Below are 13495 nucleotides of genomic sequence, written 5' to 3' on the forward strand. Positions count from 1 at the left end.
GGCTCGTCTAGCACGGATTGGTGGGGACTATGGAGGGATCGGAGTACCCCCACCTAGCCTCCCCCTGATAGGGGGAGGGACAAATCGCGCTTGTGACGCGATATCAGACGACCACCGGCCAAGTTCCTCCCCCTTTTCAGGGGGAGGTTAGGTGGGGGTATTCTTGCTTACCCAGTCACCCCTACCCAGCCACATCCATCGTAATCACCACATCCGCCCGGTCCTGCGACAGGTTCACCAGATCGTAGTTGGGCATATCATTGCGTTCGATATGGGCGCGGTTGCGTTCTTCGGAGAACAGCCCTTCCTCGCCATGGCGCTTGAGCAGTCGCGCCTTGACCAGATCGCGCGCCACGTCGATGAACACGGCGTAGTCCAGCAATGGCCGCACACCGGCCCAGGGGGCTTCGGTCAGCAGCAGGTAGTTGCCCTCGACCACCAGCACGCGCACTTCGGGGGCGATGGTGAACGCATTGTCGACCACGTCTTCGATCTTGCGCGAATAGGCGGGGCCGCTGACGGCTCCTGTCGCCTGCTTGAGGTGCGCCAGGAAATTGACGAAATCGGCGCCCTCAAAGGTGTGCGGCGCGCCCTTGTAGTCGACCTGCCCCATCGCTTCGAGCTTGGCATGCCGCATGTGAAAACCGTCCATCGGCACCAGCGCGGCGCTACCGGGATGCACGGCGTTGAGCATGGTCACGATCTCGGCGGCAATGGTCGATTTGCCCGATCCCGGCCCACCGGCAAAGCCAATGGCGATGCGATGATGCGCCTGGCTTTCCAGCTCAAGAATATGCGGAACCAGCCGCGCCACAGCCTGCTCTGGCGTCAAATTCAGATGCGTTACACTCATCGGCGTGCCTTCGACAGACGGATGAGGAACCAGATCGGCACGACGAGGACGGCGCCGGTGATGATATAAACGCCGATGTCACGGAACACGCCGAAGCCATTGCGCATTGCCTCGTGGAACATGTCGACCGCCGCGTTGACGACATCCTGAGGACTGAACCCGAAAATGGTCATGAAAAAGCCGACGACCAGCGACAACAGTGCCAGCCGCACGACAACGCCCATCGGGCTGCCGCCCATGAAGCGCTCGAGCGCGGTCCTGCGCGTCGGCTCTGTCGGATATTGATCGCTCATCGGTGTCCTCTCCGGCGCCCTGTTGTCAGGCTGGCTGATCATATAGGCTCTTTTGTGATTTGCAGAAGGTGTGTGTTGCCAGTTTTCTATCGCGCGGATACCCCCACCCAGCCTCCCCCTGACAGGGGGAGGAGCCGCATTGGGGCCGTTGCAATATCCAGTCACAATCACCGGCCAGATTCCTCCCCCTATCAGGGGCTTCGAGCCGGCCGCAGGCAAAATCGCTCCAGTGGAGCGATTTTAGGCGAGAAGGCCATGAGAGCTATGCTCGAATGGCCGGTTAGGTGGGGGTACTCTTTGCCTAGGCGCAAAGCGTCGTGAGCCCCCTCCCCCCCATCATCGCCGACTGGTTCACCCGCAAAGGCTGGACCCCGCGTGAACACCAGCTTGCCGTGCTCGATAGCTGGCAATCCGGTGCCTCGGCACTGCTGATCGCCCCAACCGGCGCCGGCAAAACTCTTGCGGGTTTCCTGCCCACGCTGGTCGATCTGGCCGATGGCAAATTCGACGGTCTCCACACCCTCTACATTTCCCCGCTCAAGGCGCTGGCAGTCGATGTGCAGCGCAATCTCAACGCCCCCATTTTCGAGATGGGCCTCAAAATCACAGCCGAAACGCGCACCGGTGACACTCCGGCCAGCAAGCGGGCCCGCCAACGCAGCAAGCCGCCGCATATTCTGCTGACTACGCCTGAACAATTGTGCCTGCTGATCAGCCATCCCCATGCCGAGCTGTTCTTCGGTTCGCTCAAGCGCATCGTGCTCGATGAGCTGCACGCGCTGGTCACCTCCAAGCGTGGCGAATTGCTGTCGCTGGCTCTCGCCCGCATCGCCTCTCTCGCGCCCGACCTGCGCATCACCGCCCTCAGCGCCACCGTTGCGCGGCCCGATCTGTTGCGCGACTGGATCGCCCAGCCGGTGCCCAATGCACCGACAAACCTCCTCACCATGACCGGCGGCGCGCCGCCCCAGCTGCAGATTCTTAAAACCGAACAGCGACTGCCCTGGGCTGGTCACTCCGGCGCCTATGCGCATCACGAGCTCTACGAGACCATCAAGCGCCACAAGACGACGCTGCTGTTCGTCAACACGCGCTCGCAGGCCGAAATGCTGTTTCAGGGTCTCTGGGCCATCAATGACGACATGCTGCCCATCGCGCTCCACCACGGCTCGCTCTCGGTCGAGCAGCGCCGCAAGGTGGAAACGGCCATGGTCTCAGGCCAGCTCAAGGCCGTCGTGTGTACCTCGACGCTTGATCTGGGCATCGACTGGGGCGATGTCGATCTGGTGGTTCAGGTCGGTGCGCCCAAGGGCAGTTCGCGCATGTTGCAGCGCATCGGCCGCGCCAATCACCGGCTCGATGAGCCATCCAAGGCCGTGCTGGTGCCGTCCAATCGCTTCGAGGTTCTGGAATGTGAAGCCGCCGTGGAAGCAGTCGCCGAAAATCATCAGGATAGCGAAGACCCGGTCATCGGCGGCTATGATGTGCTGGCCCAGCATGTGCTCGGCATGGCTTGCGCCGCGCCGTTCAGCGCCGATGCGCTCTATGATGAAGTGCGCCGCGCCTGGCCCTATCGCGACTTGCCGCGCGGCCAGTTCGACCGGGTGGTCGATTTCGTCGCCACCGGCGGTTATGCCCTGCGCGCCTATGATCGCTATGCCCGCCTCAAGCTGACGCCCGAAGGCACATGGCGCGTCGCCAATCCGCAGGTTGCCCAGCAATACCGGCTCAATATCGGCACCATCATCGAAGAACCGATGATCCGCGTCCGGCTGATCCGCACTCGCGGGCTCAAAAAGGGCCAGAGCCAGAGCCCCATTGGCGCCGGCGGCCGTGTGCTCGGCGAAATGGAAGAATACTTCTTCGGCACGCTGCTGCCGGGCGACACGTTCATGTTCGGCGGCGAAATCGTCGCGTTCGAGGGCATGAAGGACAATGAGGCTTTCGTGTCGCGCGCCGAGTCCGCCAATCCTAAAATCCCGAGCTATATGGGCGGCCGGTTTCCGCTCTCGACCTATCTGGCCGAACGCGTGCGCCGCATCATCGACACACCCGACGATTGGAACAAGCTGCCCGATCAGGTCAGCGACTGGCTCCGCCTGCAGCGCGATATTTCGGTGCTCCCCAAGCGCGATAGCCTGCTGGTCGAAACCTTCCCGCGTGGCACGCAGAACTATCTCGTCTGCTACCCGTTCGAAGGCCGTCTGGCGCATCAGACGCTGGGCATGTTGCTCACCCGCCGGCTTGAACGCTCCCGCGCCCGGCCGCTGGGCTTCGTTGCCTCCGAATATGCCCTCGCCATCTGGGGACTGGGCGATCTATCAGCCCTGATCCGAACCGATCGCCTGTCGCTCGATGAGCTGTTCTCCGAAGACATGCTGGGCGATGACCTTGAATCCTGGCTCGATGAATCGGCCCTGATGAAGCGCACCTTCCGCAATTGCGCGATCATTGCCGGGCTGATCGAACGACGTCATCCCGGCCGGGAAAAGACCGGACGGCAGATCACCATGAGTTCGGACCTGATCTATGACGTGCTCTACCAGCACGAGCCCGACCACATCCTGATCCAGGCCACCCGCCGCGACGCCGCTCGCGGCCTGCTCGATATCGAGCGGCTCGGCGACATGCTGCGCCGCATCCGCAGCCACATCGTGCACAAGCCGCTGCTGCGCGTCTCGCCGCTGGCGGTGCCGGTCATGCTCGATATCGGCAAGGAACCGATTTTCGGGGAAGGCCGCGAATCGGCTATGGCTGATGCTGCTGACGAATTGATGAGGGAAGCCCTCGGGCAGTCTTGAGCCAAGTCCTATATCAAGCCGAGATCACGGAGACCCCGGTCTTGCGCTTTGCCGGCCACAACTTTGAACCCCTGCCCTCCGGCGCGCTCTATTGGCACGCGCAGGAAACGCTGCTGGTTGCCGACCTGCATTTCGAAAAAATGGCGAGCTTTGCCCGTCGCGGCCAGATGCTGCCGCCCTATGACACGGCGATGACCCTGTCGCGACTGGAAGGCGATCTGCGTCGCACCGGGGCCAAACGCATGATTAGCCTGGGTGACAGCTTTCACCGCGTCGATGCTAGCAGTCTGTTAACGAATTCGGACCGGATGCGGATCGATACGCTCACCGAAACCGTCGACTGCATCTGGCTTTCCGGCAATCATGATCCGGCCCCGCACGCCATCGGCGGCACCTGCCTCACCGATCTCGAAGTCGCCGGTTTGACGCTGACGCACGAGCCATCACGCGGCGCAAACGGCCTGATTTGCGGGCATTTACACCCTGCCGCTCACATTCACATCCAGGGCCGCTCGACGCGTCGCCCCTGCTTTGTGCACGACAACCGCCTACTGATCCTGCCCGCCTACGGCGCCTCGACAGGCTCGATCAACATCTTGTCCCCCGCCTTTGTCGGCCTGCTAAACTGGCCAACGGTGCAAGTCACCATGCTGGGGAAAGATCGGACTTATCCGGTGAGCCCGAATCGGTTGGTGCGGGGCTGACGCGTTCTTCCCCTCTCCCCTTGCGGGAGAGGGACGACATTTCTGCGTTCAGCAGAAATGGCAGGGTGAGGGGTGCTGCGCTTTCCCATGCCAGAGATAGAGAAGAGACCCCTCATCCGCCCTTCGGGCACCTTCTCCCGCAAGGGGAGAAGGGAGAAGCAGCATTCCCTACCGCCTGAACAGCACCCCGCCCAGCCAACCTGTAAAGAGCGCCAGGATCACGCAGACCACGCCATAGGCCAGCGGCTGTTGCACGGCAGACTGCGCCAGAAAGCGCTCGAAACCGATCTTGCGCACGGCGAAGCCCTCAGACTTGCGCGCGATGATTTCCCCATTCTTGAACACATAGGTCAGCGCGATATAGGGGCCCGGCGGGGCATTGCTGGGCAGGGTCAGGCGAGCCGAATAGAAGGTGTCGGACAGGAAATTGACGCCGTTTTCCTGAATGCCGAACAGGCCTTCCTCGGTCATCAGCCGCACCAGTTGGCGGCCAAAGACCGCGCTTTTCCACCAGTCGCCATTGTTGTTCGACAGCGTATGGGACTCGGGCAGGATGTAGTTGGTGGTCAGCGTCGTGATGTCCGTAATGTCGGTCAGCCGGTCGCTGGAGATCACGTGGAAGTAACTGGGAAAGTTACGGAATTCGACCTGATCGGTATTGAGCCAGACGCCGAACACATTGGATTTTTGCCGCGCCACGCGGTTCTGCGTCGGGCCCAGAACGACGATCACAACGTTGAGCGGGCCCTCGACGACCCGATCTGTGGAGCCAACGTCGGGCACCACGGTGCCAAAGAAACTCATGCGCTCGCCATCGAAACTCGAGGTGATTTCGACGGTATCGTTGGAGACCTGCGACAGCAACCGGGCCGCCTGCGCGGGGACCGCTGCCAGCAGGAGCGCAACAATGACCAGCAGGCGGATCATCGGGTTATCCCCACGATCGCCATGCTGAATGGATCGGACGGCGCAATCACCAGCGACAGGCCAAATCGGATCGCCACCGCCAGCACCAGTAGCGCCAAAAGCCCACGCAACTGTTCGCCGCGCAGATACTTTCCGGCCGATGCACCGAACTGTGCCCCCGCCGTCCCGCCCACCATCAGGCAGAAGGCAAGCAGGATATCGACGCTTTGGCTTTGCACGGCATGGAGGATTGTCGTCGCCGCCATCATCGCCACGACCTGCGCCAGCGAGGTGCCGATGACGACATTGCCGGGCACGCGCAGCAGGTAAACCAGCGCCGGCACCATGATGAAGCCGCCACCGATACCGAGCAGCGAACCAACAAAGCCAATGAACAACCCGATGATCAAAACCGGCAAGACACTGATATAAAGGCGAGATTTTTTGAACCGGACGCGCATGGGCAGGCCATGGATCCAGTTGTGCTGGTTGGGCAGGCGCTCGCGCACCACGATGCCCTTGCGGTGCTTGATGATGGCGCGGATGGATTCGTTGAGCATCAAAACGCCGACGAAACCGAGCAGCACCAGGAAGCCGACCGAGATGACGAGATCGAGCTGACCGCCATCGCGCAGCAGCGCGAATGTCGCGACGCCACCAAAGGCGCCCAGCACCCCCGACAGCACCAGATACATCGCTAAATGGAGGTCAATCGCCCCCCGTCGATAGTGCGCCAGCGCCCCGGAGGTCGATGCCGCCACCACCTGTCCGGTCACCGAGGCGACGGCTACAGGCGCAGGCACGCCCGAGAAGATCAGCAGTGGTGTCAGCAGAAAGCCGCCGCCAACCCCAAAGAGGCCCGACAGGAATCCGACAGCCCCTCCTATCCCCACGAGAAAGAAGAGGTTTACGGACATCTCGGCGATCGGCAGATAGACCTGCAAGACCCTGATCCGTTAGAAAATCACTACACCGCACGACCATAGCCGACCGTACGTCAACAATAGGTCAAAGGTCCCCGCCGATAAGCGGGAACCTTTATGAAATGGGCTTAGGACTGCGTCCGCCCGGTGTCAAACGACAGTTCTGTATCAGACCGGCTGGCTACCCAGAACGGCGAGCAGCCGTGGATTGACCAGACCGCTTTCCGTCATGCCAGTGCCGCGCTCGAATGCCTTGACGGCTTCGGCGGTCTTGGGGCCAGCGACGCCGTCCGGCGTGCCGACGTCAAAGCCAAGCTTGCCAAGAGCGGTCTGAACTTTCGCCACCACATCCTTGGTGGTGATGCGTTCGCCGGGATCAAAACCAGCCGACCACGTGCCGATTGGCGCGAAGTTCGATGCAAGATCAATGGGTTCGGCCTTCCAGGTCGTCAGCTGCGCGTTGACGCGAGCGACCGCATCGGCGCTGAGCGACTTGGCGATATCGTCGCGGGCCTTGGCAGCGTCGCCGTCGCCATTGCGGGCGGCCAGCGAGAACCACTTGTAGGACTGCTCGAAATCCTGCTCGACGCCGAGGCCGCGGGCATAGAGCATGCCGAGGTTGAACTGGCTGTCGGTCATGCCGCGCGCGGCAGCCTGAGCGAACCACTCGGCGGCGGTTTCGAATTCCTGATCACCCAGCAATCCGCTGGCATAGAGCGCCGCCAGATTGTGCATGGCCATGCGGTTGCCGGCTTCGGCACCGCGCTGGTACCAGAGCTTGGCGACCTCGACGTCCTTTTCGACGCCCTGCCCAGCTTCATAGAGGTTGCCCAGGCGATACTGCGCCGGGATAAAACCCTGCGCGGCCGAGCGTTCATACCACTTGGCAGCTTCCGCATAATCCTGCGTTACCGCGCGACCTTCGGTATAGATGGCGGCAATTTCAAACTGCGCGCGCGCATCGCCATCGGCGGCGGCCTGACGCAGTTCGAGCGGACCAACGCCTTCCGGCGGCAACTCGAAGGTTTCAACAACAGCAGCTGTTTCGGGAATGCTTTCGCTGACGCCAAGCCCGGACAGATTTGCGGCGTCGACAGGCGCGACGGTGGCTGGCGAGCCAATGGCAGCGGCACGGATGGACGCAGGCATTGTCACGCCATCTGACTTCTGGAAGCCTGACTGACCACCATTGATCGAGGCCGTGGAGGTGCCGTCGATCATGTCGATGATGCGCGCCTCCGGCATCACCAGCGAGACTTTGTCATTGGCGGCCGGGGTGTTGGACGGAACTTCGACCGGGGCCTCGACGACGGCAGCTTCCTGCTCGGGCGCAGCCGGCGCCATGCGCTGGATCACCAGATTGAGCGCCAGCATCGACACAGCTACCAGGGTGGCCGCAAGCAGAAGCGGACGGCGGTACTTGGCGATAAAGCCCTGCTTGGCCACCAGCGTGTCGGTTTCGGCATCGTCGCCAAAGGCCGGCGCCTCTGGCGGCAGCTCGGCCTTTTTGGCGCGCTTTTCCTTGATCAGCTTGACCTTGACGGGCTTGGCCGGCTTTTCCAGAACCTCGGCGGGCACAGCATTTTCGGCTGCATCATCGGCCGGTGCGGCAACGGACGGCGCGGGCATGACGCGCGACAAAGCGCGGCTGATCAGTGAGTTCCCCGATGCTGGGGCCGAAACGCTCACATCCTGCCGAGCGCGCTGGGCGCGACGGGCGGCAGCAACGAAAGTGCTGGTGCTGTTCTGGCTGGCTGGCATTTCGACCTGAGGCGCGGCCGCTGTTGGCGGCGCGGCAAACGGATCGACAGGATCGCTGGCAAAGCTGGACTGTGGGCGCGGCGGAAGCTCGGCCTTGGACGGATCGAACGTTGGCCGCACGGTTGCCGCAGGCGCGACTGGCTTTGGCGGCACAGGTGCTGGCTCAGCGGCGGCCATTGGCTGCCGTGGCGTGACCTTGGCTTCGAGCGCAGCGCGGACGGGCCCGCTATCCTTAAAGCCCGGATCAACCAGCGGCATGTCGTCCGCAGGATTGGACGGCATTGCGTCGGACTTGGTGTTCTCCTGGCTCGACAATGCCAGCAGCATGGCATCGAGACGCGAGCGCTCATCGACGGCCTTGTCGACCTTGGCTGGCGTTGGTGCGGGAATAGATGCGGCCTGGGTCGGTGCAGCAGCAGGTGCGGCCACAAAGGCGGCAGCGGAGCGGTTTTCCTGCCGCTCGGTCAGCACAGCCTCAAGCCGCGCCAGACGTTCGGCCGTATCCTTGCCGGCCGTATTGAGCAGCGAGGCCATGCGGCTTTCGAGCGCGTTGAAGCTCTCTTCGCTGACGCCGCTTGGCGCAGCAGACTGACCGGAGCGCGCCACAGCAGCCGAAGTGCGCTCGGCAACCATCGTCGCGAGCGATTCATAGTCGGGCGTCTTGCCGGCCGATTTGATCAGGCCGGTAATGCGGTCTTCGATGCTCTTGAGGCTATCGGGGCCAAACATGGCGACGGGCGCCGGCGCCTTGCGGGTGATTGCGTCGCTGGTGCGCTCGGCGACCAGCGTTGCCATGGCTTCCATGCCAGCGTGGTCGGGCTGGGCGGAATAGAGCTTGGCCAGGCCATTGAGCTGGTTGCCGGTCTCGTCCATGCGCTGCATCAGCAGCTTGAGCTGGTTCTCGACCTGGGTCGTATCGCTTGGTGGCACAATGCGGTCGGCCAGCGCTTCGATCTGGCTTTCGATGCGGTTAAAGCGTGGCTCAATGCCGGACATCACCGCGTCGCGCAGCGAAGCGATATCGTCCTTGAGGCCCGCAACGTCGCCATTGGCTGTGTCGAGATTACCGATCCGCGCGACGAGAGCATCGACCTTGGTGACCAGCTTGCTGGGTGCAGCTTCGCGGTCTTTCATGGCCTGGGTAAAGGCGGCCATTTCCGAGGTCAGGCGCTCGAAGTCGCCCGAGGACAGCGTGACGTTCTTTTCGATGGAATCGATGCGGTCATAGACATTGCGCACGCTCTGCTCGATGGCATGCATGGCCGGTGCCAGCTTGGCAGCGCTATCGACGGCTGGCGTTGCGTCACGGCGCTCGTCGCGCACGATTTCGCGTTCCATCTGCTGCGCCTGCAACTCCGCCAGCTTGGCGACGGTCGAGGATACATCGTCGAGGCGCTTGTTGATGGCAGAAAGGTCCACCTTGGGACCACCTTCGATCAAGGCGGCCAGCGCACCGATCTGGGCTTCGAGGCGCTTAACCTGGCCGGTTTCGCCAACGGCGCCTGCCAGCAGTTCCACAACATGGGTGAGTTGCTCGACCTGGGCCGCGACTTCACGCACACTGCCATTGCCGGCGCGCTGCGTCTTGAGTTCACCCTCAAGCTGGCCAAGGCGACCCGACAGGCCACCCACCAGCGAGGTCAGTTCACGAAATTCTGGCTGATCGGCCGCGCGGCGACCAAGCGCTGCGGCAGGGGCCGACATCTGCCGGCCGCGGATTTCAGCAATCGCGCTGGTCAGTTCGTCCTGATCATCTTCGACATGCAGATCGTCACGCGTGCTGAACCGGTCGACGGCGCGCTTGACGGTGCGCAGCGCCTCGCGGCGGCGCACGGCGGGCTCGGGGCCAACGACCTGATCGCGCAGGCTGCGCACGCGGCGCGTCAGCCCGGTCAGTTCGGGTTCTTCACGTTCGACGCGGGCATAGCGCCCTTCGACCTGATCGAGAAGGGCGACCAGTTCGCCGCGCAAAGCCTGCCATTCACCTGGCTGAGGCTCATCAGCAAGGTCGGACATATCCGGATTGTGGTAGGCGCGGGCCATGGTCAGTCCCTGTCATGAGGAGGCGGACCCCTCGCGATTCAACACGAAGGTATGACGGTTACTCTTGGGAAAACATGGTAAAGAACCCGTTAAGTATCGCTGCAATATGCAAAGACGGGCCGCCTGTAGAGCCGAATTGTTAGGATACGGGAGCGCCGATTCAGTTTATGACGCGTTTCTGGCCAGCCGTATGAGGAGCATGCCGTCACCATGACCCGCCGCCGTATCATCATCGTTGATGACCATCCGCTGTTCCGCGCCGCCCTGCGTCAGACCCTGTCGGGAGGCGATGCCACGATCAGTGTCGAAGAAGCCGGCGACCTCAACGGGCTCAGCACCGCGCTCGATGCCGACCGCGATTGCGACCTCGTTCTGCTCGATCTGAACATGCCGGGCGTCAGAGGATTTTCCGGGCTATTGCTGCTGCGCGCACAATATCCAGATATTCCGGTGATGATTATTTCGGCGGTCGAGGACAATACTGTCATCCGCCGCGCTTTCGAGCTGGGCGCCGCCGGTTATCTTCATAAGTCCGTTGGTCCGACCGAAATTCGTCGCGCCATCGAGACGGTGTTGTCTGGCGAAGTCTTTGTGCCCGAGGGGACAAATCTGGGCAGCGACGACAATCACACGGCGCTGATGCGTCGCCTGTCGACGCTGACACCGCAGCAGGTGCGCGTGTTGATGATGCTCAGCGACGGGCTGATGAACAAGCAGATCGCCTATGAGCTGACGATTTCCGAAGCGACGGTGAAGGCCCACGTTTCGGCGATCCTGCAAAAGCTCGACGTGGACAGCCGCACGCAGGCGGTGATTGCCGCTGCGCGTATCGAGGATGGCCAGTTCGAGGCGCTGTTCTCGATCGGGTCCGAAAAGGCCTAGTCCAACTGACCACGGCCAGCAGCCCAGTCTTCGGTGTGCTGGCCGACCAGTTGCGCAATATTGGTTTTGCCCTCGGCGCGTACCGCCGCGACTAGCCCGCGCTTGAGCCGGTCCAGCATATCGAGCCCGCCAAACACCATGGCCGAGTAAAGCTGGATTGCATTGGCGCCGGCCTGAATCTTGGCCAATGCTGACTGCGGCGAGTGAATGCCACCCACACCGATGATCGGCAGTGCCCCAACGCGCTGACGCATTTGCGCCAGACGGCGGGTAGAGAGGTCAAACAGCGGCTTGCCGGAAAGACCACCCACCTCGTCGGCGTTTTCCAGCCCGGCGACCGCCTCGCGGGTGATGGTTGTATTAGAAATGATGAGCCCGTCGAGATCGGTCGCGAGAGCCACCGCCGCGATGGCGTCGAGCGCCGCTTCATCGAGATCGGGCGCGATCTTCAAAAATACCGGCACGCGCGTCTTGGCCTTGGCGCGGGCGGAAAGCACTTCGCTCAATAGCCGCCGCAGGGCTTCGTCGGCTTGCAAGTTGCGCAGGCCGGGCGTGTTGGGCGATGAGACATTGACGGTCAGATAGTCGGCCATATCGGCAAAGCGCGTGACGCCCAGCACATAGTCGGCGACGAAGTCTTCGCTATCCTTATTGGCCCCGATATTGATGCCGAGGGCCGCAGAGACGCGCTGGCCTTTGAGCCGCTCGAACACCGCGTCATGGCCTTCATTGTTAAAGCCCATGCGGTTGATGACGCCCTCGGCGGCCAGCACGCGGAACAGGCGCGGCTTGGCATTGCCGGTCTGCGGTCGAGGCGTGACGGTGCCGATCTCGACCATGCCGAAACCCAGCTTGGCCAATGGGCGCGCGACTTCGGCGTTTTTGTCGAACCCGGCCGCCATGCCGAGGGGATTGGACAGCTCAAGGCCGCAGAGGCTGGTCTTGAGTTCGGCGGCGTCGGGGTAGGTCTGCTCGGGCGCCAATCCGAGCCGCAAAGCGGTGATGGTCGCGCCATGCGCGGTTTCGGCATCCATCTTGAGCAGTGCTTCGCGCGTGAGGCCGGACAGCGCGGGAATGCGCAGCAGCGGAGATAGGGCCGACAGGATCATCGCACGCCCTCTGGCAAGGTGCAGGAGCCATCGGCCGCAACGCTCAGCGGCGCCTCCCAGGCAATGGTCGCGGTAGGCAGGTCACCACCGTAGAAATGGGGGAACAGCGCCCCACCGCGGGATGGTTCCCAGACCAGATCGTCGACAAGGTCAGCGCTGCGCACCGCGAGCAGTACCAGATCGCTCTGGCCCGCAAAGTGCAGGCGGAGCGTTTCGGTCAGTTGCTCGGCGGTTGAAAAGTGGATGTAGCCATCCTTGGCATCGATGGGCATGCCAGCAAAACTAGGCGCGTGGCGGCTCGGCGCGAACGCTGTTTCGGTGGCGATTTTGTAGATCAATTCTGGCGTGCTCATAAGGCGCGAACCTAAAGATGAGCGGCTTACGCGGCAAGTGAAGACGCCGGGCTCTTTACAAGAGAATTGTACGCGTTTAAAGGTAGGACTTAATTCCAAAATAAGACATATTTCCTGATTCTGGACTATATTCCATGCTGTCACACAGAGCCATTTGGGATGGAATCGATGCTTTGGCGCGCCGCCATGGCCATTCGGTGTCGGCCCTAGCCAAGCTGGCAGGGCTGGATGCGACGGCATTCAACGTCTCCAAGCGCGTTAGCAAAGATGGCCGCGAGCGTTGGCCGTCGACTGAAAGCATTTCCAAAATCCTTGAGGCGACGGACGAAACGTTTGAGTCCTTCCTCACTGGCACTGGCGCCTACCTCCAGATCACCAATAGCCTGCCCCGCAGCACGGTCCCTCTTTTGGGTCTGGCGCAGGCGGGTACGGGCGGCTTTTTCGATAGCGCAGGGTTTCCCGCCGGTCAGGGCTGGGACGAGATTGACCTGCCATCGCCAGGCGATGGCGGCATCTATGCGCTCGAAGTTCAGGGCGACTCCATGGAGCCGCTCTATCGCGAGGGTGACCGTATCGTGGTGTCGCCGACCGAGCAGGTCAGGCGCGGCGACCGCGTGGTGCTCAAGACCCGCGATGGCGAAGTGATGGCCAAGATCCTGTTCCGCCAGACCGGCAAGCAGATCGAACTACACTCGATCAACCCTGCCTATGCGCCGCGCATTTTCGATCTGGCCGATGTGGACTGGGTCGCGCGCATCATCTGGGCCAGCCAGTAAGCGTCTCTGGGCGGCTTGATTTCGCGCCTAACGCGTTGCAAGCATGACGCTGCCCTCGGGCCCGACCCGAGGGCCACTATCCCCGTCATCC

At 62.4% G+C, this 13495-nt stretch carries 11 protein-coding genes; 4 read left to right on the forward strand and 7 right to left on the reverse strand.

The annotated features are described in order from the left end of the window. Positions 1-181 precede the first annotated feature (181 nt). Both ABIE28_RS14275 and ABIE28_RS14280 read right to left on the reverse strand, forming a co-directional pair. Positions 182-853 (reverse strand): nucleoside/nucleotide kinase family protein, encoded by a 672-nt coding sequence (locus tag ABIE28_RS14275; protein WP_354064020.1) that lies wholly within the window; start codon positions 851-853, stop codon positions 182-184. Continuing rightward, complete coding sequence (locus ABIE28_RS14280) at positions 850-1146, reverse strand: DUF6460 domain-containing protein (protein WP_354064022.1); 297 nt, start codon at positions 1144-1146, stop codon at positions 850-852. Before ABIE28_RS14280 ends, ABIE28_RS14275 begins: the two co-directional genes overlap by 4 nt. A gap of 317 nt (positions 1147-1463) precedes the next feature. On the opposite strand from ABIE28_RS14280, the gene ABIE28_RS14285 reads away from it, so the two are divergent. Further along, on the forward strand, positions 1464-3947 hold the full coding sequence (locus ABIE28_RS14285; RefSeq protein ID WP_354064024.1) for a ligase-associated DNA damage response DEXH box helicase: 2484 nt from the start codon (positions 1464-1466) through the stop codon (positions 3945-3947). Beyond that, a complete protein-coding gene (gene pdeM, locus ABIE28_RS14290) occupies positions 3944-4651 on the forward strand; it encodes a ligase-associated DNA damage response endonuclease PdeM (RefSeq protein WP_354064026.1) in 708 nt (235 codons plus the stop codon). Before ABIE28_RS14285 ends, pdeM begins: the two co-directional genes overlap by 4 nt. Positions 4652-4819: 168 nt before the next feature. Here the strand turns inward: pdeM and ABIE28_RS14295 are convergent, their stop codons facing one another. The 3 genes from ABIE28_RS14295 to ABIE28_RS14305 form a co-directional block, all read right to left on the reverse strand. Continuing rightward, the gene (locus tag ABIE28_RS14295) at positions 4820-5578 is read right to left on the reverse strand and encodes a TIGR02186 family protein (protein ID WP_354064027.1); all 759 of its coding nucleotides are present in this window, start codon (positions 5576-5578) and stop codon (positions 4820-4822) included. Next, the gene (locus tag ABIE28_RS14300) at positions 5575-6501 is read right to left on the reverse strand and encodes a sulfite exporter TauE/SafE family protein (RefSeq protein WP_354064029.1); all 927 of its coding nucleotides are present in this window, start codon (positions 6499-6501) and stop codon (positions 5575-5577) included. Before ABIE28_RS14300 ends, ABIE28_RS14295 begins: the two co-directional genes overlap by 4 nt. Before the next feature lie 147 nt (positions 6502-6648). Continuing rightward, the gene (locus tag ABIE28_RS14305; protein ID WP_354064031.1) at positions 6649-10284 is read right to left on the reverse strand and encodes a peptidoglycan-binding protein; all 3636 of its coding nucleotides are present in this window, start codon (positions 10282-10284) and stop codon (positions 6649-6651) included. Positions 10285-10494: 210 nt separating this feature from the next. On the opposite strand from ABIE28_RS14305, the gene ABIE28_RS14310 reads away from it, so the two are divergent. Continuing rightward, positions 10495-11166, forward strand: a complete 672-nt coding sequence (locus tag ABIE28_RS14310; RefSeq protein WP_354064033.1) for a response regulator — start codon at positions 10495-10497, stop codon at positions 11164-11166. Here the strand turns inward: ABIE28_RS14310 and ABIE28_RS14315 are convergent. Both ABIE28_RS14315 and ABIE28_RS14320 read right to left on the reverse strand, forming a co-directional pair. Then, positions 11163-12275: a quinone-dependent dihydroorotate dehydrogenase gene (locus ABIE28_RS14315; RefSeq protein ID WP_354064035.1), complete on the reverse strand. Its 1113-nt coding sequence runs from the start codon at positions 12273-12275 to the stop codon at positions 11163-11165. The genes ABIE28_RS14310 and ABIE28_RS14315 overlap by 4 nt on opposite strands. Next, entirely contained in the window at positions 12272-12628 is a 357-nt protein-coding gene (locus tag ABIE28_RS14320; RefSeq protein WP_354064037.1) for a DUF952 domain-containing protein, read from the reverse strand. The genes ABIE28_RS14315 and ABIE28_RS14320 overlap by 4 nt, the downstream gene beginning before the upstream one ends. A 134-nt stretch (positions 12629-12762) precedes the next feature. Between ABIE28_RS14320 and ABIE28_RS14325 the strand changes: the two genes are divergently transcribed. Continuing rightward, positions 12763-13404, forward strand: coding sequence for a S24 family peptidase (locus tag ABIE28_RS14325; RefSeq protein ID WP_354064039.1), 642 nt, complete (start codon positions 12763-12765; stop codon positions 13402-13404). The last annotated feature ends 91 nt before the right edge of the window (positions 13405-13495 follow it).

Source organism: Devosia sp. 2618, from assembly GCF_040546815.1.
Lineage (GTDB): Bacteria > Pseudomonadota > Alphaproteobacteria > Rhizobiales > Devosiaceae > Devosia.